The organism is Candidatus Koribacter versatilis Ellin345 (assembly GCF_000014005.1).
GTDB lineage: Bacteria > Acidobacteriota > Terriglobia > Terriglobales > Acidobacteriaceae > Korobacter > Korobacter versatilis_A.
Window position 1 is genome coordinate 4,061,439 of record NC_008009.1, and the last position, 26,579, is coordinate 4,088,017.

The 26,579-nt window shown below is 59.5% G+C and carries 28 protein-coding genes; 12 read left to right on the forward strand and 16 right to left on the reverse strand.

Going from position 1 to position 26,579, the window contains the following annotated elements:
• Positions 1-888, reverse strand: coding sequence for a DUF1259 domain-containing protein (locus tag ACID345_RS17795; RefSeq protein WP_011524242.1), 888 nt, complete (start codon positions 886-888; stop codon positions 1-3).
• A gap of 62 nt (positions 889-950) precedes the next feature.
• On the reverse strand, positions 951-2,621 hold the full coding sequence (locus ACID345_RS17800) for an amidohydrolase (protein ID WP_011524243.1): 1,671 nt from the start codon (positions 2,619-2,621) through the stop codon (positions 951-953).
• A 300-nt stretch (positions 2,622-2,921) separates the two neighbouring features.
• Here ACID345_RS17800 and ACID345_RS17805 point away from each other — a divergent pair, with 300 nt between their 5' ends.
• Positions 2,922-3,467 carry a biotin transporter BioY gene (locus tag ACID345_RS17805; protein WP_011524244.1) on the forward strand — a complete coding sequence of 182 codons (546 nt, stop codon included), beginning with the start codon at positions 2,922-2,924 and terminating at the stop codon, positions 3,465-3,467.
• 38 nt (positions 3,468-3,505) lie between these two features.
• The gene (locus tag ACID345_RS17810; RefSeq protein ID WP_011524245.1) at positions 3,506-4,381 is read left to right on the forward strand and encodes an MqnA/MqnD/SBP family protein; all 876 of its coding nucleotides are present in this window, start codon (positions 3,506-3,508) and stop codon (positions 4,379-4,381) included.
• 67 nt (positions 4,382-4,448) lie between these two features.
• On the opposite strand, the gene ACID345_RS17815 is transcribed toward ACID345_RS17810, so the two are convergent.
• Both ACID345_RS17815 and ACID345_RS17820 read right to left on the reverse strand, forming a co-directional pair.
• Complete coding sequence (locus tag ACID345_RS17815; protein ID WP_187148847.1) at positions 4,449-4,778, reverse strand: PilZ domain-containing protein; 330 nt, start codon at positions 4,776-4,778, stop codon at positions 4,449-4,451.
• 14 nt (positions 4,779-4,792) lie between these two features.
• Positions 4,793-6,517, reverse strand: coding sequence for a hypothetical protein (locus ACID345_RS17820; protein WP_011524247.1), 1,725 nt, complete (start codon positions 6,515-6,517; stop codon positions 4,793-4,795).
• A 135-nt stretch (positions 6,518-6,652) separates the two neighbouring features.
• On the opposite strand from ACID345_RS17820, the gene ACID345_RS17825 reads away from it, so the two are divergent.
• Together ACID345_RS17825 and ACID345_RS17830 are read left to right on the forward strand one after the other, a co-directional pair.
• Positions 6,653-7,222 (forward strand): RNA polymerase sigma factor, encoded by a 570-nt coding sequence (locus ACID345_RS17825; protein ID WP_228370666.1) that lies wholly within the window; start codon positions 6,653-6,655, stop codon positions 7,220-7,222.
• Between the two features lie 10 nt (positions 7,223-7,232).
• Positions 7,233-7,577, forward strand: coding sequence for a hypothetical protein (locus tag ACID345_RS17830; RefSeq protein ID WP_011524249.1), 345 nt, complete (start codon positions 7,233-7,235; stop codon positions 7,575-7,577).
• A 56-nt stretch (positions 7,578-7,633) separates the two neighbouring features.
• Here ACID345_RS17830 and ACID345_RS17835 read toward each other — a convergent pair whose 3' ends face one another.
• The 5 genes from ACID345_RS17835 to ACID345_RS17855 all read right to left on the reverse strand — a co-directional run bounded on the left by ACID345_RS17835 (position 7,634) and on the right by ACID345_RS17855 (position 13,802).
• Entirely contained in the window at positions 7,634-8,854 is a 1,221-nt protein-coding gene (locus ACID345_RS17835; RefSeq protein WP_011524250.1) for a penicillin-binding transpeptidase domain-containing protein, read from the reverse strand.
• Positions 8,855-9,294: 440 nt separating this feature from the next.
• Positions 9,295-10,569 carry a cell division protein FtsZ gene (gene ftsZ, locus ACID345_RS17840; RefSeq protein ID WP_011524251.1) on the reverse strand — a complete coding sequence of 425 codons (1,275 nt, stop codon included), beginning with the start codon at positions 10,567-10,569 and terminating at the stop codon, positions 9,295-9,297.
• 60 nt (positions 10,570-10,629) lie between these two features.
• Positions 10,630-11,871, reverse strand: coding sequence for a cell division protein FtsA (gene ftsA, locus ACID345_RS17845; protein ID WP_011524252.1), 1,242 nt, complete (start codon positions 11,869-11,871; stop codon positions 10,630-10,632).
• Positions 11,872-11,879: 8 nt separating this feature from the next.
• Positions 11,880-12,923, reverse strand: a complete 1,044-nt coding sequence (locus tag ACID345_RS17850; protein ID WP_011524253.1) for a cell division protein FtsQ/DivIB — start codon at positions 12,921-12,923, stop codon at positions 11,880-11,882.
• 183 nt (positions 12,924-13,106) lie between these two features.
• Positions 13,107-13,802: a lipid-binding SYLF domain-containing protein gene (locus ACID345_RS17855; protein WP_011524254.1), complete on the reverse strand. Its 696-nt coding sequence runs from the start codon at positions 13,800-13,802 to the stop codon at positions 13,107-13,109.
• Between the two features lie 229 nt (positions 13,803-14,031).
• On the opposite strand from ACID345_RS17855, the gene ACID345_RS17860 reads away from it, so the two are divergent.
• Positions 14,032-14,745 (forward strand): Crp/Fnr family transcriptional regulator, encoded by a 714-nt coding sequence (locus ACID345_RS17860; RefSeq protein WP_011524255.1) that lies wholly within the window; start codon positions 14,032-14,034, stop codon positions 14,743-14,745.
• 110 nt (positions 14,746-14,855) lie between these two features.
• Here ACID345_RS17860 and ACID345_RS17865 read toward each other — a convergent pair whose 3' ends face one another.
• Positions 14,856-15,035: a hypothetical protein gene (locus ACID345_RS17865; RefSeq protein WP_041855845.1), complete on the reverse strand. Its 180-nt coding sequence runs from the start codon at positions 15,033-15,035 to the stop codon at positions 14,856-14,858.
• Positions 15,036-15,257: 222 nt separating this feature from the next.
• Between ACID345_RS17865 and ACID345_RS17870 the strand changes: the two genes are divergently transcribed.
• Complete coding sequence (locus ACID345_RS17870) at positions 15,258-15,770, forward strand: hypothetical protein (protein WP_011524256.1); 513 nt, start codon at positions 15,258-15,260, stop codon at positions 15,768-15,770.
• On the opposite strand, the gene ACID345_RS17875 is transcribed toward ACID345_RS17870, so the two are convergent.
• Both ACID345_RS17875 and ACID345_RS27535 read right to left on the reverse strand, forming a co-directional pair.
• A complete protein-coding gene (locus ACID345_RS17875; RefSeq protein ID WP_187148848.1) occupies positions 15,767-16,627 on the reverse strand; it encodes a bifunctional helix-turn-helix transcriptional regulator/GNAT family N-acetyltransferase in 861 nt (286 codons plus the stop codon). The two genes, ACID345_RS17870 and ACID345_RS17875, sit on opposite strands and share 4 nt — an antisense overlap.
• Positions 16,628-16,731: 104 nt before the next feature.
• A complete protein-coding gene (locus ACID345_RS27535) occupies positions 16,732-17,007 on the reverse strand; it encodes a hypothetical protein (protein WP_408609930.1) in 276 nt (91 codons plus the stop codon).
• 129 nt (positions 17,008-17,136) lie between these two features.
• On the opposite strand from ACID345_RS27535, the gene ACID345_RS27540 reads away from it, so the two are divergent.
• On the forward strand, positions 17,137-17,304 hold the full coding sequence (locus ACID345_RS27540) for a hypothetical protein (protein ID WP_408609932.1): 168 nt from the start codon (positions 17,137-17,139) through the stop codon (positions 17,302-17,304).
• Here the strand turns inward: ACID345_RS27540 and ACID345_RS17885 are convergent.
• The 4 genes from ACID345_RS17885 to ACID345_RS17900 form a co-directional block, all read right to left on the reverse strand.
• Positions 17,301-19,754 (reverse strand): ABC transporter permease, encoded by a 2,454-nt coding sequence (locus tag ACID345_RS17885; protein WP_011524259.1) that lies wholly within the window; start codon positions 19,752-19,754, stop codon positions 17,301-17,303. The genes ACID345_RS27540 and ACID345_RS17885 overlap by 4 nt on opposite strands.
• A gap of 122 nt (positions 19,755-19,876) precedes the next feature.
• Positions 19,877-21,142 (reverse strand): MFS transporter, encoded by a 1,266-nt coding sequence (locus ACID345_RS17890; protein ID WP_011524260.1) that lies wholly within the window; start codon positions 21,140-21,142, stop codon positions 19,877-19,879.
• A 94-nt stretch (positions 21,143-21,236) separates the two neighbouring features.
• A complete protein-coding gene (locus ACID345_RS17895) occupies positions 21,237-23,996 on the reverse strand; it encodes an ABC transporter permease (RefSeq protein WP_011524261.1) in 2,760 nt (919 codons plus the stop codon).
• Positions 23,996-24,340 carry a PadR family transcriptional regulator gene (locus ACID345_RS17900; protein ID WP_041856886.1) on the reverse strand — a complete coding sequence of 115 codons (345 nt, stop codon included), beginning with the start codon at positions 24,338-24,340 and terminating at the stop codon, positions 23,996-23,998. Before ACID345_RS17900 ends, ACID345_RS17895 begins: the two co-directional genes overlap by 1 nt.
• 157 nt (positions 24,341-24,497) lie before the next feature.
• Here ACID345_RS17900 and ACID345_RS17905 point away from each other — a divergent pair, with 157 nt between their 5' ends.
• Genes ACID345_RS17905 through ACID345_RS17925 form a run of 5 tightly spaced genes read left to right on the forward strand, consistent with a single transcriptional unit; the run spans position 24,498 to position 26,444 of the window.
• Positions 24,498-24,869: an ArsR/SmtB family transcription factor gene (locus tag ACID345_RS17905; protein WP_011524263.1), complete on the forward strand. Its 372-nt coding sequence runs from the start codon at positions 24,498-24,500 to the stop codon at positions 24,867-24,869.
• 1 nt (position 24,870) lies between these two features.
• Positions 24,871-25,263 (forward strand): VOC family protein, encoded by a 393-nt coding sequence (locus ACID345_RS17910; RefSeq protein WP_011524264.1) that lies wholly within the window; start codon positions 24,871-24,873, stop codon positions 25,261-25,263.
• A gap of 14 nt (positions 25,264-25,277) precedes the next feature.
• Positions 25,278-25,814: an SRPBCC family protein gene (locus tag ACID345_RS17915; RefSeq protein ID WP_011524265.1), complete on the forward strand. Its 537-nt coding sequence runs from the start codon at positions 25,278-25,280 to the stop codon at positions 25,812-25,814.
• The gene (locus ACID345_RS17920) at positions 25,811-26,065 is read left to right on the forward strand and encodes a hypothetical protein (protein ID WP_011524266.1); all 255 of its coding nucleotides are present in this window, start codon (positions 25,811-25,813) and stop codon (positions 26,063-26,065) included. The genes ACID345_RS17915 and ACID345_RS17920 overlap by 4 nt, the downstream gene beginning before the upstream one ends.
• A complete protein-coding gene (locus tag ACID345_RS17925; RefSeq protein ID WP_011524267.1) occupies positions 26,043-26,444 on the forward strand; it encodes a DUF1801 domain-containing protein in 402 nt (133 codons plus the stop codon). The genes ACID345_RS17920 and ACID345_RS17925 overlap by 23 nt, the downstream gene beginning before the upstream one ends.
• Positions 26,445-26,579 lie beyond the last annotated feature (135 nt).

A 26,579-nucleotide genomic window follows, 5' to 3' on the forward strand; every position in this document is an offset into this window, starting at 1 on the left:
CTACTTCCCTCCTGCGGCGGCGTTGGTATTATCGATCGCTGACTTCAAAGTCTTCGCCAGTTTCAAGGCGTCGTCATTTGCCCAAAAGTGCATAAAGAACAACCGCGGTTCTTCCGTAAGCATGTGGCTGTGGACCGCCGTCACTTCGATCCCGCCCCCGCGTAGGGCGCGGATGACCGGGTTGACCTCGCTCGCGATCAGCACAAAGTCGCCGGTGATCGCTGCCTTCCCTCCGCCCGTTGGCTGGAAGTTGATGGCCGTCGCTGTGCCCATCGACGGTGGGATCTCGGTGCTGCCATCCATGATCTTCTCGGCCCGCGGAACTGAGAACTGCAGGACGCCGCTGTTGACGTTGCCTTTTCGGCCAAGTGCTGAACTCACGGCTTCGGAATCAATCTCGAGCCCGTCTGGTTTTGCCGCGGGAGTCGCCCCAGTTGGCGGCGTCGGCGTTTTCGTCAGCGCAATGGCATCGTGTAGAGCGGCCGCGAGCTTCGCGCCATCGCCGTGTCCTGAAATGTGCATGTACATTACCCGCGGCGATTCATGCAGTACATGGTTGTGCAGCGCCGTCTGTTCGATGCCGCTCTGCTGCAGCTTCAACATCACCGGTTCAACTTCATCTTCGGAGAGCACAAGATCGCCCATCACCATCATCTCGCTGCCCATGGACTTGAACGCCAGCCACGACCCGAGGGCGAGCGCTGGTTTCAACGCTACGCCGTTGACCGTCACATGCATGTCGCCACGCGGTAAGCCGACCTTATAAACGCCGCCGGGCTGTTCCTTTCCGCTGCGCCCAAGCGCGTCGGCAACCGGTTTCCAAGGATCCGCTTGTGAGAATCCGAACAACGACGTGAGCATGACAAAGGCGAGCAGGAGAGTTCTCATTCCATCCTCCGGTCAAAAACTCTACCACTACTTTAAGCAGTAATTGCCATCAGGCGCGGCAGCTACTTGCGATAGGTAATCTTGCCTCCGACCATCGTGACTTCGACCTGCACGTCTTTGATTGCGGCTGGTTGGATTTTGAAGATATCGTCGCTCAGAAGCACCATGTCGGCGTATTTGCCCACGGTAATGGAGCCCTTTACGTTCTCCTGGAACTCCGCGTAGGCCGAGCCCATGGTGTAAGCCTCGACAGCCTCGCTTACTTTCAGTTTCTGTTCCGGAACCCAGCCGTCGGGATTCTTGCCGTCGAGCGTAGCGCGCGTGACTGCCGCGTAGATTGTCCACATCGGCGCCAGCGGTGCGACTGTCCAATCGGTGCCGAAGGCCAGGCGCACGTGATTGTCCAGGAAAGTTCGGAATGCGTAGGTCCGCTTGATCCGATCCGATCCAATGCGCTTCTCGGCAAAACGGCCGTCGTCAATCGCGTGATATGGCTGCACCGAGGCGATCACGCCCAAATCGGCATAGCGCTGGAAGTCTTTCTCTGCGAGATGCTGCGAGTGCTCGATGCGCCAGCGCCGATCGTAAGTTCCGTTGGCCTTCACCACATCCTGGAAGAGATCGAGCATCGTCGATATGCCGGCATCACCGATAGCATGGGCGCAGATCTGCAGGTGTGCGGCATCGGCTTTGATCAACCGCTCGCGCTCCGCCGAGATCGGATGCATCTCTTCCGAGAGCAAGCCGCGCGAGTTTGGGGCGTCGGTGTAGGGTTCGAAGAAGTACGCGGTCGTCGCGCCGAGCGATCCGTCGGCGTAGGTCTTCATCGCGCCGAAGCGCAGATACGGCGATCCCCACGCCCGACGAACGCCGATCTTGGCGAAATCGTTCCAGCCTTCGAGCATTGGCGCTGCATAAATGCGCGTGGTCAGTTCGCCTTTCTCTGCCAACTCCGAATACACCGCAATATCGGCATAGCTCGGGTTCATGTCCTGAACGCTGGTTACGCCGACCGACGCCGCATGCGCCAGCGCCCGCTTCGCCGCGCGGACGCGCTGATCGTGCGTGAGGTCGGGAATCTTGGCGTACATCAGCCCTTGCGCTGCATCCTTCAGCACGCCGGTTGGATTGCCGCTCTTATCGCGAACGATCTCGCCGCCCGCTGGGGCCTTGGTTTTCGCGGTGATACCCGCCAGTTTCAGCGCGTAGGAGTTCGCCAGGGAGATATGGCCGTCGTAGCGGGTGACGAAGACCGGCGTTTCCGGGCTGACAGCGTCAATCAGTTCTTTCGTCGGCAGCACCGCCGGGTTCCACTTTTGCTCGTCCCAGTCGCCTCCGGTGATCCACTCGCCCTTCGCGGTCTTCTTCACCCGGTCGGCGACGGTCTGCTTGAACGCCTCGGGCGTTGCAGCTTCGCGGAGGTTGATGGAGTCCAACTGCTGGCCGCCGGGAACGAAGTGGACGTGCGCGTCGTTGAATCCGGGGAGAAGCAGGTGCCCGCGGCCGTCAATGACCTGGGTCTTCTCCCCGCGCCAAGCGTCGATCTCGGCGTTGGTTCCGACAGCCACGATCTTGTCGCCGAGGATCGCCACCGATTCTGCCGTGGGATGGTTCGCGTCCACAGTATAGATATGGGCGTTGGTGATGATCGTATTGGCGGAGGGACGTTCTTCCGCAAAGCAGGCCGTAAACGAAAGCATGAGTAGGAGGAACGCACTGCGGCGCAAGGACATGGCTCGTCACCCGGAAATTAAAAGTCCCGCAATAGTACCAGCCCCAAATCCGGCAGATTCTGGCGCCGTTTAAGGCGAGTTTCCACATGGCCCTTAGGGGCTGCTCTGATATCCTAAAGGCCTGTGTTTATCAAGGCTTTGTACATAGGCCTGGTGATCTCAGTGATTGCCGTTTTAGGCGTTGCGGCGGCGTTGTATGTTCGGGTCCGCAAACACCTCGGCAAACCGGAGGAACACGCTCCGGAACCTGAGAATCCGCCACAGGAGCCGCAGGCTTAACCCATCCCTCATGGAGGGGAAATGAATTCCATTCGTACCGCTAGCATTGATCGCACTCATAGCATTACCCGCGACATCGCGCTGGTTGTCGGCGCCAGTCTCGTCATTTCGATTTGTGCCCGTTTGAGCATTCCTAACCCGTTCTCGCCGGTTCCGTTTACGCTGGCGAACTTTGCGCTGCTCGCGGTTGGCTTGCTTTTGGGAAGCAAGCGCGGCGGCGCTGCCGGCCTGCTTTATCTCGCGTACGGCGCTATGGGAGTGCCGGTATTTGCCGCGGGTTCCGGTGGATTGCTTGGCGTAACCGCTGGCTATCTCTGGGCGTTCCCGCTGGTCGCGTTCGTCGCCGGATTGATCTCCGAGCGCGGCGAACCGTCCTTCGCACGCAACCTGATAGCGGCGATCGCGGGTGATTTGGTTCTGTTTGTCGGTGGCATCAGCTGGCTTTATGCCTTCACGCATTCCTGGCAAAAGGCCCTGATGCTCGGTGGATATTGGTTCGTTTTCGGTGAAGTTATCAAGATCATGGCTTCGGCGGGTCTGGCCACGCGCTTCCGTCGTATCCAGTAATTGGCCGCTGAGGCCTGCAAGATTTTGGGGGAGAGGTAATGAGCGGTAGCAGTGTATCCGCGCACGTGCGCGAAATCGCCGTAGCGCACAGTCCTGATTCGGACGACGCATTCATGTTCTATGGGCTCGCGACCAACAAGGTCCGCGTGCCTGGCTTGAAATTCAACCACACACTCACGGACATCGAGACCCTGAACCGCAAGGCGCTCGATGGTTTCTACGACGTCACGGCGATCTCGTTCCACGCCTATCCGTACCTGCAGGATAAGTACGCGCTGATGCCCAGCGGCGGTAGCGTCGGGGAAGGCTACGGGCCGATGATCATCTCGACCAAGCAGCTCACGCCGGAAGAGGCCTGCAAGACGAAGATCGCGGTCCCGGGAACCATGACCACCGCGTACCTGGCGCTCAAGCTGTTCTCGCCGGACGTCGAGACCGAAGTGGTGCCGTTCGACCAGATCATCCCGGCGGTGCTTGCGGGCAAGTACGAAGCCGGCCTCATCATCCATGAAGGCCAGCTGACCTACAGCCGCAGCGGGCTGCATAAAGTCCTCGACATGGGCAAGTGGTGGCGCGACCTCACCGGGCTGCCCCTGCCGTTGGGCGGCAACGCGATCAAGCGGACCCTCGGGCCGGACCTGATGCAGAGCGTTTGCGTGGCCCTGCGCGACAGCATTCAGTACGCGCTGGATAACCGCGCTGAAGCGCTCGAGTACGCCATGCAGTTCGCACGCGACCTCGACGTGCAATCGGCGGACAAGTTCGTCGGCATGTACGTGAACGAGCGTACCCTCGATTACGGTCCCGACGGACGGGATGCTGTCTCCAAGCTGCTTGATATGGGCTATGAGAAGGGCATCATCCCGAACCGCGCCCATCCTGACTGGGTGGAACTCGCAGCGGCTGCAAAATAGGCTAAATCCGCGCAAGCGAAAGGCCGGCGCAAGCCGGCCTTCTTCATTCTCCGCGACGTCCTACGGGCTAATGCCCTGCTGTCGCCGAATAATATTTCCCGATGATGACGCCGATCTCCACCGCGGCATCCGGTTCCAGCGTCTCGAACTCGAAGCCAATCCCCTGCGGCGTAATGTATCGCGCCACCGCCGGCACCGGACGCTTGATGCCCTCGGTATCGTCAACCAGCACCAGTTCATGATGGCTGCCGGGATCGAACGCCTGGCGGGTCTCGATCAGGAGTCCGCCGCGGCCAATCACCCGGACTCTGCCAAGCCGTTCCCCCTGCTTGTCGTGCGCAAAGACTTTCGTGGAATCGGGCAATGCGATCCGCTCAAACTTGCGACGGTCGTCCATGTTCATCGTGCCTCCTACTGGAGCTTCCTGGGGAAGGAAAAGACCGGGTCTATATCTACTGGAACATTCTTCGCCGCGTCCAGAGATTTGGTCAACTCCGGCGGAAAACTTCCGTAATGGGAGAACCATTTTTCACAGCGATCGCGGTCCCCAGTGGCCTCGATCTCTAGTAACTCTTTGGCTAATGCAGCTACGGCGGCCGGAATTTTGCCCGTGTCCACCGAATATCGGCCATTTGCGTCGCGCTTGATGGCGCCCTGCTCAGCGAGGTAGTTGAATTCCATCGTCTCGGCGGCGGAATGGGCTTCTCCAGCGCCAAAACGCATCGCCCGGAAGAGGTCGGCGACATACGTAATGTAGTACTCGTCGGACTTCGTCCTGGGGATATATCCGTGGTCGATCATCCATTGCAGGCAAATCATGCCGGCAGTGTCGGCCTTGGCTTCTTCCAGGCCGCTGTAGCTGGCGCCAATCGCCTCCCGGATATCCACCAGTTTGTTGGGCCCGCGCGCGAAGGCCGGCCCCAAACCGTGCGCAATCTCGTGCATCAGGGTCGTCGCCAGGTAGCCTTCTGCCGTGACCTTCGTCGCTTGCACCGAGTCCATCACAAGCTGCGCCATCGGAATCACGACGTAGTTGACGCGGGCATCCATAAAGTTTTTAAAGAAGATCTTCTTGGTGCCCTTCTCGGCGTGGATCTTCGGATCATTCGGCAGATTGTCGGCGACGGCCTGGTAGCCATGGCCAAGATCGCCGGTGCGGAACGGCGCATCCATCACTTCCATCGGCATGCGCTGGCCTTCTTTGGAAGGCTTGTCCTCCGCAGTCAGCGGCAGTGCCTGCTGCATCTCCGGAACGTACTTTTCATAGAGATCAAGCCGCCGGCTCTCGTGATCATTGCGGATCAACACCGCTGCGCCGTAACTCGTCCTCACGCCAAGCAGGTCGTCAAGATAGGTCTCGTACGGCGCCATGATGATGTCGAAACGTGGGTTCTGCAGCTCCAGCCACGCCACATCGCTCGGATAGTAATCGTCGTTCAGCAGCGCATCGGCGCGCATGCGAAGGAAGTTTGCGAAGGCCTTGTCGCGCGCCAGCGCCGAGGCTTCCTTCAACGCCCGCGCTGCCGGCTCCAGAAACGCGCGATACGCCACGTGATACGGAATCGCCTGCAACTCACTGCCATTGCGTCGAAGTACCGTGCGCTCGTTGTAGATCGCGTCTTTCTCTTCCGGATGATCTTTGACGTACTTCTCAATTTCGTCGCGTGTGATGCCCGCCGGATAGAGCGCATGGCCAGCCGGCATCTTCTCATCGCCTACGAACGGCTGGCTGTTGTCGAGGAGGTCCCAGCGGCTGCCGTTGATTTGCAGCATGCGCACGATCTTCTGATCGCGTGCAATCTTGCTCGACTCAAGCTGCTTGTAGAGCGTCAGCCCATCGGGATCGGACTGCCGCCAATAGATCGCATCCAGATACTGGCATGCAGTCACCAGCTTCTGGATCATCCACACATCGCGCGCCGCCAGCTTTTCACTGTCGAACGGCATTGGCGTGCGCCGCCATTTCGCCAGGCGCGCATCGAGATCAGCGGCTTTGAGCCGTGCGCCGTTCGGCGCCGATCCGCCGATCGGATATTTCTTGTGGACGGGTTTCTTCGTGGTCTGACAGACAGCACTCGAGACCGATAAGAGAGCGATGAGGATCCAGGTTAGCGACCGCTTCTTGTGCGAGTCCATGGGAGCCCACTGATTCTAGCAGCGGGCGCGGCCCACGCCTGCTCGCTCACTGTTTTCAGCGATTTGCGTGGTGTAGTCTGCCCCAACACAATATTTCCGCGATTCCTCCGTCTTCAGCACTGGGTGGACGCGCAAGTGAGCAGCGCAGCGATGAGCGAGCAGGACCGGCAGATCACCGAAGTGGTGAAGGAGCAAGGCGGCCGGCTGCGCAATTTCATTCGTCGTCGCGTCGCCGATCCTGAAGACGCCGAGGATGTTCTGCAGGACGTCTTCTCGCGACTGGTGGAAGCCAATCGCCTGCTGATGCCGATTGAACACGTCACTGGGTGGCTGTACACCGTGGCACGCAACCGGATCACCGATCTGTTTCGCAAGAAGCAGCCGGAGAACTTCAGCGACCTGGACGACGAGGATGACGACGGCGAGGCGCTGCACTTCGAAGACCTGCTGCCGTCGCCCGACGCGGGGCCCGAAGCGGAGTACCTGCGCCGCGTGCTCATCGATGAGTTGGGCGCTGCGATCGAAGAGCTTCCGCAAGAACAGCGCGAAGTTTTCGTCGCGCACGAGTTGGAAGGCAAGAGTTTCAAAGAGATTTCAGAGGCGACTGGCGTGAACGTGAACACGCTGCTCGCCCGCAAGCGATATGCAGTCCTACGCTTGCGCGAACGGTTGCAGGACATTCACGACGAATTGTCGAGTACATGAGGTGAGTGAAATGAGACGTAAATGGTGGATGATTCCGATCGGGATTGTGGCGATCACACTGTTCCTGTTCATCGGCGGAAACGTGGTGATGTACCTGTGGAACTGGCTGCTGCCCGGACTCTTCGGGTGGAAGCTGATCACCTTCTGGCAAGCGCTGGCCCTGCTGGTCCTGTGCCGCATCCTGTTCGGCGGCATCGGCGGACGCCACGCACACCGCGGTGGCTGGGGACGCCGTCGCGACTGGGAGAAGTGGAAAAACATGACGCCCGAAGAGCGCGAACGCATGAAGCAGAACTGGCGCGAACATCGCGGGTGGTGCCCGCCCGGGCGGCCGGAATCGGAGCCGCAGGCGTAACGCGTCGCAAAGGAAAAGGCCTCCCGCTCGGGGAGGCCTTCGCACGTCTTGAACCCTTATTGTTCGTCGGTGACTGTTCTCTGCGCAGCGTGCACCGGCGTCAAGGGCGCTCGGACTGCGAAGAAGTCGTGATCGTACAGGTTGCGGTAGAACTTCCCGGCCAACTCCGCAGCCTTGGGTCCAAACGTCGGGCGTCCACCTTGCAGGAAGACCACAACTGCGATCCGTCCGTACTGCGTATCGGCAAACGATCCAAACCATCCCAGGCGAACGCCGTCCTTCGAGCATGTGCCAGTCTTGCCGAGTACCGGCTCCTGGTAGAAGTTCGTGCGCAGCGAGCGGGCCGTGCCGTAGTTCACCGCGCCGGCCATGCCGTCGGAGATCTCCGGAATCAGCGGCTTGATGTCGAGATAGCGCTTCACGCGCGGCGTGAAGCTCGTCACTTCCTGCGCCGTCGTAGGATGCTGCAGGTAGTAAAGCGTGCCCCCGTTGGAGATGGCGGCAATCAGCGCGCCGAGTTGCAACGGGGTGAGCGAGATGCTCTCGCCAAACGAGCACATCTTACCAACGCCGCCCAAGCTTTCCGCGAGTTCGGTGCTCGGGAACTGACCGAGATGTTCGCCTTGCACGTTCCATCCGGCAAGCTCGCCGAGGCCGAACTGGTGCGCGTAGTAGCTGACCTTCTCAAATCCCAGCTTGCGGCCCACAGCCTCGAAATACGCATTGTTCGAATGCGCCAGCGCGGTAGTCAGGTCGACCCTGTACGACCCGCCCAGCGAAACCTTGGTCTCTTTGGTGATGACCTGCTCGTTCAACGCTGCGAGAGCCACGGCGACCTTGAAGGTCGAGCACGGCTGCGCGCCTTCCGCCAGCGCCATCTTCTGGTTCACCATCGCGAGGATGCGTCCGCTGTTCGGATCGATCGCGACGACGGTGCCATTCATATTGCCGAGGGCATCAATCGCGGCGGCGCGCACGACTGGATCTTCACCGGTCGTAACGTCGCCAATACCCTGATCGCCTTCAATAAACGAGTTGCCGGTAAAGCGCTCGTAGTAGCGGCGGCGCGCGACTTTCGCGCTCTTACTTCTGCCTTTGACCTGGGTGCGGCTGTGACTGATCGCAGTCTTGCGCTTCTGCGCCGAAGACGACTCCGTCACCTTGGCAGTAGATTTCTTCTTGGTTGTATGGGTGGTTTGAATCGTGGCAGCCAGTGCGCTCAGCCCCATCGAGAGGCTGGCAATCATTCCAAGGGCGACGTTGACGCTTCGTTTCATGCTGTCCTTAACTGCAAGGGACCGTCTGGCCGAACTGGCTGTTTGCTGCGTGTCGTCCTGAGGTTAACTACCTCGATAATACCTGAGCTCCCGCTCTGGCTTCAACCCAAGGGACCAACGCAAGCACCCCAATACAACCGATGCCGAGTACCCGTCGTGAGATCCCCACCAAGCACAAAAAACGGCGCTTGCCGGAGACCCCGAATCGCAGTTGCGGAGCCCAGAGCAGAGCTACCTCTTTTTAATACCACGAAAGCTGTTAACCCCGGTTGTTTTAAATGGTTCCGCGTTGCGATTTCTATAACGAAAATATCAATGGCTCGAATCAGGAACAATCCCACAATTCACTTAAAAATTGCACGAAAGGGCAGGAACTAAGGGACGAGACTAATACAAAAGGCGCGACCGAGGTCGCGCCCTGATTGCTGTCGTATTGCGGTTTAGCTGCTTTCGCCCCGCTTCCGCAAAAACGCCGGCACATCCAAATCATCCCGATCGAAATCCTTCTTCGCCTTCTCAGGAGCGGGTGGCGGAGGCACTGCCGCCGCAGCCTGCACTGGAGGCGCGGGCGGTTCCGGCATTGGCGCGGGTCCGGGCTCAGGTTCAGGATCTGGATCGGGCGCGGGCGGACGCGGAACGGTGTTGATCACCGGCGTCGAGCCCTTGACCTGGAAACCTGTGCGCGCGGTGTGAATCGCCTGCTGCGCCGTCGAGACATGGTGCGCTTCGTGCTTGGTAGCCTCACCTTTGAAGCCCGTGGCGATGACCGTGATCTTGACCTCGTCCTTCATCTTCTCGTCGAGCACCGCGCCGAAGATGATGTTCGCGTCTTCATGCGCAGCGCTCTGGATGATCGTCGAAGCCTCGTTTACTTCCGCCAACTTCAACGTGCTCGATCCGGTCACGTTGATCAGGATGCCGCGCGCTCCATCGATGGCGCCGGCCTCAAGCAGCGGTGACGCGATCGCTGCCTGTGCTGCTTCCACTGCGCGACGGTCACCCTTCGCGGTAGCGGTGCCCATCACGGCGTAGCCCATGCCGGCCATGATTGTTTTCACGTCGGCAAAGTCGCGGTTGATGATACCGGGGATGGTGATGATGTCGGAGATGCCCTGCACTGCCTGGCGCAGGATGTCGTCAGCGACACGGAATGACTCGAAGAAGCCGGCATCGCGCGCGACGGCCAGCAGTTTCTCGTTGGGGATCACGATCATGGTGTCCACCGACTCGAGCAGTTCGTCCAGCCCGCGTTCGGCCTGCGACTGACGTCGGCGGCCTTCGAAGGCGAAGGGCTTGGTCACCACGCCCACGGTGAGCGCGCCCATCTCGCTCGCCAGCGAGGCAATGATCGGCGCTGCGCCGGTGCCTGTTCCGCCGCCGAGGCCGGTGGTCACAAAGACCATGTCCGCGCCTTCCAGCGCCTCAATGATTTTGTCGGCATCTTCGAGCGCGGCTTTGCGGCCGACTTCGGGGTTCGCCCCCGCGCCCAGGCCGTTGGTCAGCTTCACGCCCAGTTGCAGCTTGATCGGTGCGCGCGACAGCTTCAGCGCCTGCAGGTCGGTGTTGGCGACCAGGAACTCGACGCCCTCGAGTTTGGCGTCGATCATTCGGTTCACCGCGTTGGTGCCGCCGCCGCCGACGCCGATGACTTTGATCTTCGCGTTGTTGGTCGGCTCTTCGTTGAACTGGATTCGAAGGTCTTTTTTCTCGGTCATTCCCTGTCCGTGTGCCGGCCTCGGGGATCCGGCGTGGCCATCTTGCGTTGAACCTAACTTCTAAAATTCTCTCCGCGCAAACAACGACTTCAACCGCGATGCCAGGCCCGCATCCTGTTGCTGGCTTCTCTGCAAACGTGTGCGATGAGCGTAATAGGCGAGTCCGATTGTAGTGGCAAACTCCAACTCTGCAAGCTCCGATGGCATGTTCGCAATCGGCGCCGGATACCCCAGTCGCGCCTGTAACGATCCGCGACCCGGCCGTCGCAAAAGGTCTTCCGCCACTTCCATCAGGGCCGGCATGCGCGCGCCGCCGCCGGTCATTACGATCCCGGCCCCGCATAACTCGAGCACGCCCGCCTGCCGCAGGTTATCGCGCAACATCTCGAATAACTCCTGCGCGCGTGGCTGCAGGATTTCTCCGAGGAACCGCTGCTGAATCAACCGCGAAGGACGGTCACCCACGGACGGCACTTCCACTTCGTTCGGCTCAGGAATCCGCGTGACTACGGCGCATCCGAACTGCTTCTTGATCTTCTCGGCTTCCGAAAGCGGCGTCGGAAGGCCGATCGCAATGTCGTTGGTGAAGTGATCCCCGCCGACGGGAATCACCGCCGTATGTACCACCGCGCCTTCGTAATACACGATCACATCCGTCGAGCCTGCGCCGATGTCTGCCAGCACCACGCCGACTTCGCGCTCGTCGGTGCGCAACACAGAGTCCGCGCACGCCAGCGGTTCAAACACCACGTCATCAATGTGAATGCCCGCGCGGTTCATCGCGGTGACGACGTTCTGCGTCGAACTTTGCGCGGCAGTCACAACGTGCACCCGCACTTCCAGGCTGCGAGCCATCATGCCCGCGGGATCATGGACGCCGTTTTGCTCGTCGATCATGAATTCCTGCGGCAGCAGGTGCAGCACTTCGCGGTCGCCCGGCAGAGGAATACTGCGTGCGCGCTCGACGGCCATCTTCACGTCTTCGCGCGTCACTTCCCGGGCACGCGGTCCGAGGGCGATCCCGCCCTGGCTGTTGATGCCACGAATATGCGGCCCCGCCACACCCACAATGCCGCGCTCGATTGGCACCTGCGCAATCGACTCAGCCTCCTCGACAGCTTTCTGGATGGCCGCGGTGGCTTTTTCGAGATCGACAATCTGGCCCTTGCGAGTGCCGCGCGATTCGCGCACTCCGTGCCCGCGATATTGGAAGCCGTGATCATTTACGTCGAGCACCAGCACGCAGGTCTTGGCACTGCCTACATCGAACACCGTCAATATGTTTTCTTGAACTTTACCCATTGCCCTGGCTAGTGCCGTCTTCCGCTCGTGTGTGCTGTTGGTTTCGCAACGGCAGGCTTCGCCACTGCAGGTTTTTCGACTGCGGGCGCTACCGCCGGAGCGGTCGGCTTGGCCGCGCTCGGATGCGAGTCGGGATTCAGGATCACCTGCCGGTCGTAGCGCAGGTCCACCGAATCGAGATGTTGGTATTGGCTGCGCCACTCCTTCAAATGCGTGACGTACAGATGAAATCTGTCAGCGAAGTTTTGCGATCCCAGGTGCACCAGCACCGCGCCATCCGCGTCTTCCACCGTGACTTTCACGTCGTCCGGATCGCTTACATCCACTTCGCTCAACGACTTTGAATTGTGCTCGCCGCTCGCATCGAGTTCCTTGACGAGCTCTTGATAAATTTTCATCCGCGCCGACCGCGTCGAGAGCGGCTCGTTCTCATGCATTCCAGAGATCACTGGAAACGAATACTTGTTCGTGGTGCTGAACGGCATCTCCATTAGCACGCCGTGCGCATCAATCAGTTGCACGCGTGATCCAATCTGCGCGAATGCCACCGGCTTGCGCTCCGTCACCTGCACGCGAATGCGGTCCGGCAGGATGCGCATCACCGTCGCCGACTCCACCCACGGCAGTTCTTCAACCTGCTTCTTACGTTCATCGAGCGGCACAGCGAAAATGTTGCGGCTGATGTCGCCGCCGAATACGCGCGTGATCTCTCCGCGTGACATGTGCTCGTTGCCGCCTACTTCAATGCTGTCGCTCGACTCCAACCGGAAGCGCCACGAATGTTCGCCGTAAGCCGAGAGCGCCATCCAAACGCCGCCGATGACTACCAGCACTCCGAGAACAATCAGCGCAATCTTGACGCGGTTCGCCGCCTTCTTCGATGGCAACGGTCCGCGCCGCACTGGAACACGCTTCTGCGATCGCAGAAAAGGCGAGTCCTCTTCCGGTTCAAGATCGGAAAAGCGATCATCGAGTTCTTCCGGTTCGGTCGCCTTAGCACGCGTCGCGGTGCTACGTTCGTCCGGAAATTGTGGATTGCCGTTGCGGGCCATGAAGTGAATAAATGCGCGAAAAAACGCCCTCTGCGCTCACTATAACTGCTTTCGCAACCATTCTGAGAGGCTTTTTCCCCGGGATGAATCCAATCCGTCCACTCCTGAGGAAAACTGCATGGGAACTGATGCAAAAAGAAAAAGGACGCTCATGAGAGCGTCCTTCGGTCTAGATGTTTTTGCTTAGTGGGCCGCCGCCGAAGCCTGGGCTGCCGTAGCCGTCTTGATCTGCGCCAGGAAGTCTTTCGCTTGTGCCGGAGGTGGGACCTGCCCCATCAACGCATCCTTAAAGCTCACTTGCTTCCCATAGAACGCCTTCGTCGAGTCGTCGTCCTGCTTGATCGCTGCGCCGGAAAGATCCACGCCGGCGAACACGCCCTTCGAACGCGAATACGTCAACACTGCGGCATCCATCTTCCAGTCGGTGGCCGCGGTACCCTGGCGTCCTACTGGTCCAGCCGCGACACCAGCTTCGCCGCCAAGCTCGAACTTGCTCGACAGCAGTTGCTGCATGCCTTTGTCATTCATGATCAGCATTACGAGGTCGGTCTTCTGCGCGCCGATCTGCAAGCCGTAGCTGCCGCCGGTCACTTCAAAGAACGCCGGAGCGCTCCAGCCACTAGCGGTACGGCAAGTAGCGACGCCGCGTCCATGCTTCGCGCCGACTACAAAGCCGCCGCTGACCATGCTCGGGACGATCGCGATGCACTTGGCCTTCTCCAGCACGTTGCCGGGAATGGAATTGTCGGGAGCCGACATAATCTCATTGAACACCGTGCCCGCTCGCTGCACGCGTTCCTGCACCTGACCCTGCTCGTCTGCCGCGAACGCAATTCCGCACAGCGCGAGCGCCATCAAAACAACCGATAACTTTCTCATCGTGTTCCTCCAGTAACCGACCTGCCCATTCTGGGCATACAGCCACTTAGAAGTCAGATTTCGCCCCCGAGTTCGCTCAAAGCGGTCCGAGTAGCTGTCCAGAACTGGTTTTATTCCAACAACTTGGGAGGCAATTGTGACGTTCTAGGTGGGTCGAGTCCCTGAAAGTGGGATAAACCCCGTCTTATCACAAGCGTAATGTTTACTTGTCACAAATTGGAGGTGCGTAGTGGGCTCACCTTATGGCTTCGAACTCGTTGAAAATTGTTTAATTTGCAAGCTCCGAACCGACTCTTTCTTCTGCGGACTACCCCGCCCAGCCCTCGAATCCCTCGACAAGATCAAGTACACCGCCGCCTACCCACAGGGCGCCGTATTGTTCGTCGAAGGCCAGATGCCGCGCGGCATTTATATGCTCTGCAAGGGCCGGGTCAAGATGTCCACCACTTCCAGTGACGGCAAGACCCTGATTCTAAAGATCGCGCAGCCCGGCGAAGTGCTCGGCCTCCATGCCACCGTCTCCGGATCGCCTTACGAGATAACCGCCGAGACCGGCCAGCCCTGCCAGTTGAACTTCATCAAACGCGAAGACTTCCTCCGCTTCCTTCAGAAGCACGGCGACGCTTGCCTCCAGGCCGCCCAACACCTCAGCAAAGACTGCCAATCGGCCTACCAGCAGATCCGGTCGCTAGGCCTTTCGCACTCGGCCCCCGAACGCCTCGCGCGCCTGCTTCTCGAATGGACCATCGGCTTCCACGATCAGAGTGAAGTTAAGGTGAAACTCTCACTCACTCACGAAGAGATCGCGCAGATCATCGGCACGTCGCGTGAAACCGTGACCCGCGTCCTCGCCGAGTTCCGCAAGAAACAGATTGCAGTATTGAAGGGCTCCACGCTGACGATCCGCAATAAACCGGCGCTGGAGCGCCTCGTCGGCTCCTAAACAAGCTTGTTCGCTCGAATAATAAGAAGAACCCCAACCTCGCGGAAGCGAGGTTTTCTTTTGCAAAACGAAAAGACCGCCCGCAGGCGGCCTCTCGGTAACAAAACTTCTTACAGTTTCTCGAAAAACTCGCAAGCGGAGCAGGAGATGTAAACCCCGCCCGGAACGTTGCGCTCGCGGTCCTTGGTGCGCTTCACGATGCGCGTCGGTTTGCCGCACTTCGGGCAATCCGTGCTCTTGGTGGTGTCCATCACCTTCTTGCGGTCTGCTGTCTTTGCAATCTTCGCCATGTCTGTCTCCTGACAAAATTCGGCCGCGTTTTCTCGCGCCAATGTTCGCTGTCGTCGGGAGTTAAAAGTCTGTTTCCGTGGAAACCGGGAACTTCATTGCACCGCGCCAGGCGGCGCGCGCTGTCTTCACTCTCCGGAAGCTTCCTTATTTTACACGAGGATGCGAGCGCGTGTCTTGCGGGCGAATTTGACCAATGTTCATCGCCATTCTAAAGTCGCGGAATGAAATACTTCACTCCCGAACTGTGGTTAGGGGTCAATCGTCCGGGCGAGTGGCAATCTGGATACAAGTCGTGGCAAGAGAGCTTGGACGCCTACAAAGCACAGTTGAAGGACGTGCTTCCGAAGCTCTCAAAACGTCTTCAGCAGTTCTTCACGACTGAATCTCTGCACGACGGTACGCTCGCCAGCCTTGAAGTTGGTGACCTGCTATTACGGACCAAGGTGAGTCGCAAACATCGTCAAGCGGTGGTGCGGATTCGCGCGGTTCCCTTCGACGAGAAGCAACTGTACGAGTTTGAATACCGGGGCATCCACACAGCAGAAGTAAATTTCCCCGGCGCGATTTCTCTGTTTCCGAGCGGCCCCAAACCGAACTTTGGAGATTGGGGCTATGACGAGCTGATCATCAACGAAAATGGCCAGCTGCAACACGAGATCCTCTTCGCTTCCGGCGCAACGGTCCGCATCGCTTTCGACCAATTACAGATCAAGACCTCCGCTCTGACGACCTAGAGTCCCAACTCCCACTCCTGCGCCCTCTGCCCTTGCGCGAAGATCGGCTCTGCCTGCTCCGACACGAGTGTATATCCCTCGCGCTCATAGATGGCTCGTGCAGTCGCAAGTACGCTGTTCGTCCACAACACGATCCGCTTGTACCCGGCTTGTTTCGCGAATCGCGTGCACTCATGTACTAGCGCCTTGCCCACGCCCAGGCCGCGCGCTGCCGCCTCCACCCACAATAGCCGCAACTTCGCCGTGTCTTTGTGCTCCGGATGCCGTACCAGGAACACGCAGCCCATGCGTTCGCCATCGCGCTCAGCGATCCACGCTCGTTCCTTCGCCGGGTCGCGCGATGCCATGAAGTCCGCAAGGATTCGCGCGACGAGCGCCTCGAACCGCACGTCGAGGCCATAGACATCGGCATAGCCTTCGCCATGTCCGCACAACACCCATCCCATATCGCCAAGGCGCGGCTCTCGCAGAATGACGGCACTCTTGGAGGTTGTCGTGCCGCCGAGAATCCGCTGGACAGTGTTCATCGCTGAAACAAGTTGCCGCTGATCGTACTCCGGGATCTTCGCCAGCATCTTCTCAACTTCTTCATTCTGGCGCTTGTTCTGCGCCGTGAACTGCTGTTCGCCGCGCTTCGTCAGCCGCAGGATGGTTTGCCGCGAGTCTTCCGTCGACTTCGTTCGCGACAACAACTGCCGGGCCTTGAGTTCCTGGACCAGTCGGCTCACATAGCCCGGGTCCATCCCGAGTCGCTCGGCAATCTGCGAAGCCGTGATCCCGTCCTCGTGCGCCACTTCGTACAGTACCCGCAGCTCGGGCAACGTGAACCCCGCATCGAGGAAACTCTCGCGGAGCACGCCAATCTCCCGCGTGTAGAACCGGTTAAAACTACGGACATTTCGAATCCGCGACTGCAAGCCTTCGCCCATGCAAGATAATGTCAACCACTTTATTGACTTTGTCAACTATGCGCGACACAAACATCTGCTCGCGCTCCTTTATTATCGAAACCATGTTCAAGCGGCTCTTCTTTGGGAAACCCCGCCGGCGTACCACAGGTGTGAGCCTGTTCCTTTTGCAACGCCGCTTGGACCGCTTTACCGACGCGCAACTCGACCGCGCCATGCAGAAGGCCTGGAAGAAAGAATACGACCCAAAGGAATTTTTCTCGGTTGCGATCCCGCACGAGCATGGCGCCATCATCCACGCCTTTGGCGCTGAGATCTCCATCCGCCATTTTGATTACGCTGCGGACTGGAAACGCCTGGGCGAGGGCAAGCTTCCCTTCTGGGCCGAACATGAGGGTTTCACCGTCATCGAATACCTCTGCCCGCAAGGCGAGCCCGACGACCTGCGCCGTCTCCAGATGTATCGCGGACTGTCGATGCTAACCGCGGAGTTGGCCACCGAAGATACCGCCGCGTTCTTCTTCCCGCTCGAGCAAGTCCTGCTGCCGAATTCCGAGGACGTCGCCAAAGCGTTCCACGCTCGTGGCCCGCTCGATCCCTTCGATCTCGAAAGTCTCGCGGTTTAGTCGTACCGCAGCGCGACCATCGGATCCACCTTGCTCGCCCGTCGCGCCGGCACATAACACGCCAACAACGCCACCATCGCGAGTAGCGCTCCCACCGCCACGAACGTCAGCGGATCGGTAGGCTTGACTCCCGACAGTTGGCTCGACATCAATCGTGTCAACCCCAGTGCCGCTACCATCCCCACGCCAATACCAATCGCCAGCAATCTTCCGCCGCTCGACAGCACCATGCGCAGGATGTCGAAGCGCTCCGCGCCCAGCGCAATGCGTACGCCAATCTCCTGGGTGCGCTGGCCGACTGCATACGCAATCACGCCATAAATTCCGATGCTCGCCAGCAGCAGCGCGAGCCCCGCGAAGATGGAAAGCAGGATCATCGTAAAGCGACGCGATGCAAACGAATCCGCGACAATCGCGCTCATGGATTCCGAATTGGCAATTACCATCTCGCTCGAAATCTGCCTCACTGCCGTGCGAAGTGTGCTCATGACCTGCGCATCACCACCGATACCGCGAGCCATGGTGAATGATCCCGACCCATACGACTTCGTGTACTGGTCCGAGACTTGCGCCCACGGGAAGTAGAACTGCTCCTGCAGCGGAGAGATTTGCGAATCGTTGTCGAGGCTCCACTGCTTCACGTGCCCGACCACGCCGATGATTTCGACCACGCGCTCGTCCTGCATATGCAGTCTCTTCCCGATCGGATCTTCATTCGGGTAGAACTTTCGCGCGAATGTCGTGTCAATCACCACCACGCTCGGCGCGTGTTCATCATCCTGGCGCGTGAAAAATCGCCCGCTCTGCAATGGAATCGACATCGCCTGCAGATAGCTCGGGCTCACGATGTAATTGATGGCCATCGGCATATCGTTTTGAGATGGCTTCGGCCGGCCGTCCACCCAGAAGTAAGTCTCGTCATCGTCCCCAAGGGGAAGCGCACCCCAGAGGAAGGAAACGTCTTTGATTCCTGGCAACGTCACGAGCTGATCTTCAAGTTGGTGGTATTGCTGGCGGATCGTTTCCGGGTCCGCCGTGTTCAGCGCTGCCGGGAACGACATCCCGAACGTCACAATGTTTTGTGGATTGAACCCAGGATCCACGTGCCACAGGTACACCAGCGTGCGCACCATCAGGCCAGCACCGATCAGCAGCACCATGGCCAGCGCCATCTGTGCCACCACGAACACGTTCTGCACGCGATGCCGCGCACTCGTCACGGTTCGTCCCGTCGCCTTCAGCGTGTCGCTCAAATCGGTATGCGCGTTACGAGACAGCGCCGGAATGATTCCCGCAAGCATTCCGGTGATTACGATCAGCGCAGCGGTAAATATCAATACGCGTCCGTCCACCGAGATGGTTTCCGACCTCGGCAGAACTCTCGGCAACGCCGCCAGCGCTGCGTGCGTGCCATAGCCCGCGAACAAAACGCCCAACACGCCGCCAACGATCGAGAGCATCAGGCTCTCGGTGAGCATCTGCCTCACAACGCGCCCGCGCGCTGCACCCAGCGCGGCCCGGATCGCGAACTCGCGCGTGCGTCCTACCGACCGCGCGAGCACCAGGTTCGCCACATTCACGCAAGCGATGAGCAGCACGAATCCCACCGCCGCCAGCAGCGTGATCAGGTAAGGACGAACGTAGCCAACAACCTGGTCGCGCAGTGGGCGGACCTTCGCAGTCGTATCTTTATTGAACTCCGGATAAGCCAATGCGAGATCGCGGGACACCGCTTCCATGTCGGCCTTGGCCTCGGCCAGGGTCACGCCGGGCTTGAGCCGCCCAATCCCGTGAATACCAAGTCCCCAGTCGCGGTGTTGCAGCGCCGTCTTGTCGAACTGTCCCATGGGGATGTAGAGGTCAGAGGCCTGAAAGTTCCCAAGCGGCAGGCTGAAGTCCGCGGGCACCACGCCAATGACGGTGTACTGCGCGCCATTCAGGGTGATCGGCTTGCTCAACACGTCGGGAGATGACGCAAACTTTTTACGCCACAACCCCGCGCTGATCATCACCAATGGCGGCCCGCCAATGCGATCTTCGTCTTTCAGGAAGCTGCGCCCGATCACCGGCTTGGTGCCGAGGATCGGGAAGAAATCCGACGTCACATACTCGCCAAAGAGTTGTTCTGCATCTCCCGAGCCCGTGAGGTTGAATACCAGGGAGCGATAAGCAGCGATCGCGGAGAACGTGTGGTTGTTCTTCTGCCAATCAACAAAGTTCGGGTACGAAATGGACCCGAACGCGAAGTTCGGCTTCCCTGCGTGCAGCACGACCAACTGGTCCGGATGCGGATACGGCAGCGGGTTGAGCAGCACCCCGTTCACCACGGAAAACAGCGCGGTGTTCGCGCCGATGCCCAGCGCCAGCGTCAGCACCGCAATCAAGGTGAAGGCCGGACTCTTGCGCAACATGCGCACGCCGTAACGAATGTCCTGCAGTAGGGTATTCATGCGAGCTCCGAATTCATTCTCAAGAGCACGTCTTCAGCCACGCTAAGTGATTGAGAGTACAAGCCCGGATGGCCGAATAAATGTCCGATGTCTGCCGCTTGTGTTCGGGGACGGACAGCGCTTCAGTTAGGATCAGCCGTGACCGCCGGCTCTGCCGGAAGCATATTCGGTTGCTCGGTCAGCGAATCCACGCGCCGCAACCTCGGGAACAATACGCTCCAAACCGCCACCACGACCAGTGTTCCGACGCCGCCCCACACCACCGCGGGGACAGTTCCCAGCCACTGCGCGGTGATGCCGCTTTCGAATTGTCCGAACTCGTTCGACGCACCAATGAACAACATGTTCACCGCACTCACGCGACCGCGCATTTCGTCGGGCGTGTTGAGTTGCACCAGCGTCGAACGCACGATCACGCTCACCATGTCGCTGGCGCCGACAGTGAGTAGCGTGATCAGCGAGAGCATCACCGAGCGCGACAATCCGAACACGATCGTCGCCACGCCGAAGATCGCTACGCACCACAGCATCACCGCGCCCGCTCTCTTTCGCAGCGGACGATGCGCCAGCACCAGCGCCATCAGCACCGCACCGACTCCCGGCGCGCTACGCAGAATACCCAATCCCCACGGTCCCACGCGCAGGATCTCTCGCGCATACACCGGCAGCAACGCGACCGCTCCCCCCAACAAAACCGCGAACAGATCGAGCGAGATCGCGCCCAGCACGATCTGGTTGTGCCAAAGGTAGTCGAAGCCCGCCAGAACAGTTCGCAACGACGCCGTCCCGCGCGGCCGCTGCGCGCTCTGCACTGTGATGAACAACGCGGAGACAAACGCAAAGACGAACGAGATTGTCGCGATGAGGTAAACATTCTTTGGTCCGGTAATGCCGTAGAGCAATCCGCCCAGCGCCGGACCGAGGATGGTCGCGGTATTGAAGATCGAAGATCCCCACGCCGCAGCATTCGGAAAATCTTCCGCCGAGACCAACTGCGGCATGAGCGACTGCCCAGCCGGTCCGTTGAACGCGCGCACGATTCCGATCAGCACCAGTACGACATAGATGGGGCGCACGTTGTGCAAGCCACGGGCTGTGAACATCAAAAGGAGTGCCGAACACAAAGCGAAAGCCGCATAACACCTGGCTACGATGCGATGTCTCGGAAGACGATCTGCCGTATGTCCGGCGAGAAGGAACAACAAAATTCCAGGCAAGAATTGCGCGAGCCCCACGAGCCCAAGGTCCAACGGTCGCCGGGTGATCTCGTACACCTGCCAGCCCACCGCGACCGACTGCATCTCCATCGCCGAAACGACGAGGAAACGCGCCATCTGGAAGTAGCGGAACGCAGGATATTGGAAGGCAGCGCGCGAGCCGGAAGCCATTCCCTCTAGTGTGCCATTTTCGCCAGACCTGTGGGTGCTCCATCCTTATCTGCAAAGCGGATAGGGTGCGGTCTTTGGCATGTATCCGAGGGACCTACTCCGTTCTCAACGCCCGCGCCGGATCGATGGTCGCTGCACGTCGCGCCGGGATCAGTGCCGCGATTGAAGCAGCCACGCCCAAGGTGAGAACTGCGCCCACAAGTACGCGAGCATCCACGCCTTTCACCTCGTAGAGCTGCGAGGTAACGAAGCGCGCGCACAGCAGTGCCGCCGGGACGCCAATCGCCAGCCCAATGAGCGCCTGAACCATCGCGCCGCGCACCACCATTGTCATCACGCCACCGCGATGCGCGCCGAGCGCCATGCGGATCCCAATCTCCGGCGTCCGCCGCGCCACGCCGTATGCGGTCACACCGTAGAGTCCCAACGTCGCCAGCAGCAACGCGAGTGCGCCGAACAACGTCGTCAACCGCGAAACCATGCGGTCTTCGGCGAACTGGTCGTAAATCTGCGATTCAAAAGTCTGGAATTTCACCACACTCAGGTTCGGATTGATTGCCGACAACGTTTTGCGCGCCAGCGTTTCCATCTCCGGCACGGGCCGCGACGTCTTGAGCACGATGGCGCTCACGAAAAGGCTCTCGTCGCTTTCAATCGGATCTTTATCGCTCGCCGGGCGCTGCAGCAGCGGCATAAAGAACATGAGATGGTCTCTCCAACGCGCATCGGAATACACCGTGTCTTCGACCACGCCGACAATCTCAAAATCGGCCACCGATGCCGCACTGCCGCCGAAGTGTTGTCCGATCGGGTTCTCGCCGGGCTGAAAGAGCTTATTCACAAAGGTACGGTTCACCACTGCCACCGTGGGTGAAGTCTCGGTGTCCTGCACGCCAATGCCGCGTCCCATCACCAGGTGCGTGCCGACGGAGTCGAAGTACTCAGGACTTACGCGCAGCACGGAAGACAAAGTGTGCGGGTACGGCTTGCCCTGCACCATCACGTCCCAACTATCGTTGTTGTCTTCCATCGGCGAATAGCTCGTGATGCCGACTTTCTCTACTTCAGGGATGAGATGAAATCGTTCCTCAAGCAGACGATACAGTTCTCCGACCTGACGCTGCGAGTACCCTGCCGTTTGGGGATTGATGTGCACGATGTATCGGTTGGTGGCATCGAGCTTGAGGTCAATGTGCTGCAGCTTGCTCAGGCTCTGCGCGAAAAGTCCCGCTCCGACCAGCAACACCAGCGAGAGTCCCGCCTGCATCACCACGAGTCCGCGCTGCAGAAGCGTGGCTCCGCCGATCACAGAACGAGTACCGCGGTGCAGGGCTTCCACCGGCTCGGACTTCGCCGCGATCCAAGCCGGCGCCATTCCAAATAGCACGCCAGTGAGCAGCGAGAGTCCGAACGCGAACGCAAGGACCGCGGGCGAAGGTGCGGCGTGAATGGGCACCTGCTGCGCGCCGGGAAACGCCAGCACCAGCAACATGCGCGTGCCGGCGTACGCAACCAGCAGTCCCGCTCCTCCACCAATTCCAGCAAGCAGAACACTCTCAGTTAGAAGCTGCCGCACGATGCGTCCACGCTTTGCGCCAAGAGCGGTGCGCACATTGATCTCCGCCTTACGTGCCATGCCGCGCACTAGCAGCAAGTTCGCGATGTTCGCGCACGCAATCAGCAGCACCAGGCCCGATACCCACATCAGGAGTTTGAGGTGCTTGTCGTATTGCTGCTGCAGGGCCTGGATGCCGCCGCCCGCCGGGGAAAGCACGATGTGCGCTTTCCTGAGCCGCTCCCGCCCTTCCTTCGATGAAAAACGCTGCGTGGTGACGAGTTGTTCGCGCAGCAACTCGCTGATTTTCTGCTCCAGAACCGCGCGCGAAACGCCCGGTTTCAGCCGTCCGATGATGTACAGCCACTGCATTTCCGACCCGTGTACATACGGAGCATTCGCAATCGGCGGCATGGTCTCGATTGGCAGGTAGAATTCCGGTGGCGTGCTCAACAAACGATCGCCATAGAAGTTCTCCGGCGCGATGCCCACGACCGTCACCGGCTTCGTGTTCACGTACATGGTGCTGCCCACTACCGACGGATCACGATCGAATGCGTTCTTCCAGGTCTCGTAGCTCATCACCGCGGTCATCGGCGCGCCGATCACATCGTCTGAATCTTCCAGCAGCCTTCCTGCGACGGGAGTCAGGCCAAAGGTCTTGAAGTAGTTGCCGGATACGAATTCGCCCATCACCGAACGTGGCGTCTGCTGCGCGCCCTCGCGCCGCACGACGACTGGGCGATAGGCGAATCCCGCCTGGATCGCCGCCAGTTCTTCAAACTCCGTGGTGTTCTTTTTCAGAAACTCATAACTACTCGTGGTGAAGAGCGAGACTTCACCACTGTCGTGAAAACCCGCTCCTACGCAACAGTCGTTGTTGTTGCCGAGCCTCACTAGCGACTTCGGATCGGCCACCGGCAGCTTCTTGAGCATCAATGCGTGTACCAGGGTGAAGATCGCCGCATTCGCGCCAATGCCCAGCGCGAGCGTCAAGACCGCGACGCTGCTGAATACCGGCGACTTTTTCAGCATGCGCACGCCATAGCGGCAGTCCTGCAACACCGTCTCCAGGATCGGCAGACTCTCTTCGGCGTGATAACTTTCGCCAACCGCCTCCACCGGCCCGAGTTTGATGAGCGCCTGGCGGCGCGCCTCGACCGCCGACATGCCCGAGCGGATGTTCTCTTCGGTCTGCAGCGCGACGTGCTCTTCCATCTCTTCACGCAAACGCTCGCGGTTCGATCGCCCGAAAGCAAAATTGCGAATACGCGCCCACCCGTGCCGTAAGGCTTTCATCACAGACCTTCCGCTTTGGCGTCGAGGAACCGCGCCATGATTGCCGTCGTCTGCTGCCACTCCTGTACCTGCGCCTGCAGTTCGCGCCGACCCACCTTGGTGAGCTGGTAATAGCGCGCGCGACGGTTGTTTTCGGAAGCGCCCCAGTCGGAGTCGATCGCGCCCTCCAGTTCCAATCGCAGCAGTACTGGATAAAGCGTTCCCTGGTTGACGGAGAGAAGGTCTCCGCTGATCTGCTCGATGCGTCGGGCGATGCCATATCCGTGCAATGGCCCGAGCACCTCGAGCGTCTTCAGCACCATCAGCGCCAGCGTTCCCTGCTTCACATCGGTTTTCTGTTTCACGTCGTTCCTTTTGGTTTCCAACAGAACGATTTCACAACTCCTGTGGGAAAGCAACAGGACGAGAGTGCGGCCCGTCCCACCCTTTTACTGACTTGTCTCAAAAGAATTTACGTATATGTCTTGACACGTATATACCACTAGTCGTATATTACAACGCGTGGAAGCCTTCGAGATCATCGCCGAACCTAACCGTCGCGCCATCCTCAGCCTGCTTGCGGGATCCGAGCAGTCAGTCGGCGAGATCGAGCGGCAGCTTCGAATGACGCAGCCGACCGTATCGAAGCACTTGCGAGTGCTGCGCGACGCGGGCTTCGTGGAGGCAACAGTGGACGCGCAACGGCGGTTGTACCGCCTGCGGCCGGAACCCTTCCAAGAGGTAGATGCGTGGCTCGACCAGTTCCGCCGGTTCTGGTCAGCGCATGTAGACGCCCTGGAGCGGCACCTCGACCGCATGGCGCAATCCAAACAGATAAAACCCAAAACCAGCAAGCGGCGCCGGAAGACGCGCGATCGCGAGAAAGGAAATTAATATGAAGATCAAACTGACCAGCATTTATGTAGACGACCAGGAAAAAGCTCTGCGCTTTTATACCGAGGTTATCGGCTTCGTGAAAAAAAACGACTTCAGCCAGGGACCGTATCGCTGGCTCACCGTGGCCTCCGCCGAAGATCCCGACGGCACCGAATTGCAGCTCGCGCTCAACAACAATCCTGCGGCAAAGGCGTATCAGCAGGCGCTGTTCGCCCAAAACCAACCGGCAGCCATGTTTTTCACCGATAATGTGCAGGCCGATTACGAGCGCATGAAGACGCACGGAGCAAACTTCACCATGCCGCCCACGGACGTCACCGCTTCGACGATCGCGATGGTCAACGACACCTGCGGCAACCTCATCCAAATTACCGAACTGAAGCGCTGGTAGCAGCGGAGGAGACGATGAGCGGTCAAGCACAGTACGCACCGGGCCCACCGAGAGGCGCCCACGTGGAAAAAGACGGACAGCGCTGGACGCTCGTTCTGGTGCGAGAGTTGCGTCATGCGCCGGAAATGGTGTGGGAAGCTCTCACCGATCCGGCGCAGCTCGCGGAGTGGGCGCCCTTCGACCCCGATCGCAACATCGCCAGCGAAGGCCCAGTGCGGATGAAGATGGCGCACTCGCCTCGCCCAGTGGAATTTGACACCCAGGTGAAGCGTGCCGAGCCGCCGCGGCTACTCGAATACAGCTGGGGCGAAAGCGACCTGCGTTGGGAACTCGAACCTACCGATCGCGGCACGCGGCTCACGCTTTGGCACAACATTGATAAGGGATTCGTTTCCTGGGGCGCAGCCGGCTGGCACATTTGCTTCGACGTGCTCGAGCATCTGTTGTCGGGCGATCCGATCGGCCGCCTTGTTGGCAATGACGCCATACGCTTCGGACACTGGAAAGAACTGGTCGCGCAGTACGCAAAACAATTCGAGGCACAGCCATGAAAGAAAGCACGAAACGCTCGATTGTCCGCTGGATTCATCTCATCTTTGCGATCCCGATCGTCGGCTACATCTATAGTCCGTTCGATCAGCTCCCGATGTACGCCCCGCGCGTGCGCTATATCATCGTGCCGCTCATGGTCCTTTCCGGCATGTGGATGTGGAAGGGCCATGTCGTGCGGCGATTGTTTTTCGAAACCACGGCTGGCATAGCCAGCAAGGAAAGACGCCATGAACCCATCGCAGAAAATTGACGACCTGATTGCGTCGCTGCCCGACTGGCGCGGCAAGACCCTCGCCACCATTCGCAAGACAATCCTTGCCGCCGACTCGCAGATCATCGAGGAATGGAAGTGGATGGGAAGCCCGGTGTGGTCGCGCGACGGCATTCTCGTCGTTGGCAATTCGCACAAAGACAAAGTGAAGCTGACCTTCTACCACGGTGCCCAGCTTCCCGACCCCGATAAGCTCTTCAACAACGGCCTCGACGGCAATAAGTGGCGAGCAATCGACTTGCTCGAGGGCGACAAAATCAACGAGCGGGCGCTGAAAACGCTCGTCCGCGACGCCATCGCATGCAACCTGAATCTCAAGCAGAAAACGCCAGCGAAGTCACGCAAGACAAAGAAGTAAGGGCTTCCCAAGTCCTACCCGAGATCGTTTTTCCCTTCCTTTTAGGTCGTCGCCCGACCGTATCCCGTTGAGAGTTTTTGGAAACCGGGATACACTCCCCTGCGCCGCTTTAGTGCCATCCCCCTTTGTGCTGTT

Excerpts from the sequence above, each read along its gene's own strand:
- ACID345_RS17795 (WP_011524242.1), bottom strand. The coding sequence starts at position 888 with ATGAGAACTCTCCTGCTCGCCTTTGTCATGCTCACGTCGTTGTTCGGA.
- ACID345_RS17800 (WP_011524243.1), bottom strand. The coding sequence starts at position 2,621 with ATGTCCTTGCGCCGCAGTGCGTTCCTCCTACTCATGCTTTCGTTTACG.
- ACID345_RS17805 (WP_011524244.1), top strand. The coding sequence starts at position 2,922 with ATGAATTCCATTCGTACCGCTAGCATTGATCGCACTCATAGCATTACC.
- ACID345_RS17810 (WP_011524245.1), top strand. The coding sequence starts at position 3,506 with ATGAGCGGTAGCAGTGTATCCGCGCACGTGCGCGAAATCGCCGTAGCG.
- ACID345_RS17815 (WP_187148847.1), bottom strand. The coding sequence starts at position 4,778 with ATGGACGACCGTCGCAAGTTTGAGCGGATCGCATTGCCCGATTCCACG.
- ACID345_RS17820 (WP_011524247.1), bottom strand. The coding sequence starts at position 6,517 with ATGGACTCGCACAAGAAGCGGTCGCTAACCTGGATCCTCATCGCTCTC.
- ACID345_RS17830 (WP_011524249.1), top strand. The coding sequence starts at position 7,233 with ATGAGACGTAAATGGTGGATGATTCCGATCGGGATTGTGGCGATCACA.
- ACID345_RS17835 (WP_011524250.1), bottom strand. The coding sequence starts at position 8,854 with ATGAAACGAAGCGTCAACGTCGCCCTTGGAATGATTGCCAGCCTCTCG.
- ftsZ (WP_011524251.1), bottom strand. The coding sequence starts at position 10,569 with ATGACCGAGAAAAAAGACCTTCGAATCCAGTTCAACGAAGAGCCGACC.
- ftsA (WP_011524252.1), bottom strand. The coding sequence starts at position 11,871 with ATGGGTAAAGTTCAAGAAAACATATTGACGGTGTTCGATGTAGGCAGT.
- ACID345_RS17850 (WP_011524253.1), bottom strand. The coding sequence starts at position 12,923 with ATGGCCCGCAACGGCAATCCACAATTTCCGGACGAACGTAGCACCGCG.
- ACID345_RS17855 (WP_011524254.1), bottom strand. The coding sequence starts at position 13,802 with ATGAGAAAGTTATCGGTTGTTTTGATGGCGCTCGCGCTGTGCGGAATT.
- ACID345_RS17865 (WP_041855845.1), bottom strand. The coding sequence starts at position 15,035 with ATGGCGAAGATTGCAAAGACAGCAGACCGCAAGAAGGTGATGGACACC.
- ACID345_RS17870 (WP_011524256.1), top strand. The coding sequence starts at position 15,258 with ATGAAATACTTCACTCCCGAACTGTGGTTAGGGGTCAATCGTCCGGGC.
- ACID345_RS27535 (WP_408609930.1), bottom strand. The coding sequence starts at position 17,007 with ATGGCGGATGGAGATCTCAGCGCCAAAGGCGTGGATGATGGCGCCATG.
- ACID345_RS27540 (WP_408609932.1), top strand. The coding sequence starts at position 17,137 with ATGTATCGCGGACTGTCGATGCTAACCGCGGAGTTGGCCACCGAAGAT.
- ACID345_RS17885 (WP_011524259.1), bottom strand. The coding sequence starts at position 19,754 with ATGAATACCCTACTGCAGGACATTCGTTACGGCGTGCGCATGTTGCGC.
- ACID345_RS17890 (WP_011524260.1), bottom strand. The coding sequence starts at position 21,142 with ATGGCTTCCGGCTCGCGCGCTGCCTTCCAATATCCTGCGTTCCGCTAC.
- ACID345_RS17895 (WP_011524261.1), bottom strand. The coding sequence starts at position 23,996 with ATGAAAGCCTTACGGCACGGGTGGGCGCGTATTCGCAATTTTGCTTTC.
- ACID345_RS17910 (WP_011524264.1), top strand. The coding sequence starts at position 24,871 with ATGAAGATCAAACTGACCAGCATTTATGTAGACGACCAGGAAAAAGCT.
- ACID345_RS17915 (WP_011524265.1), top strand. The coding sequence starts at position 25,278 with ATGAGCGGTCAAGCACAGTACGCACCGGGCCCACCGAGAGGCGCCCAC.
- ACID345_RS17920 (WP_011524266.1), top strand. The coding sequence starts at position 25,811 with ATGAAAGAAAGCACGAAACGCTCGATTGTCCGCTGGATTCATCTCATC.
- ACID345_RS17925 (WP_011524267.1), top strand. The coding sequence starts at position 26,043 with ATGAACCCATCGCAGAAAATTGACGACCTGATTGCGTCGCTGCCCGAC.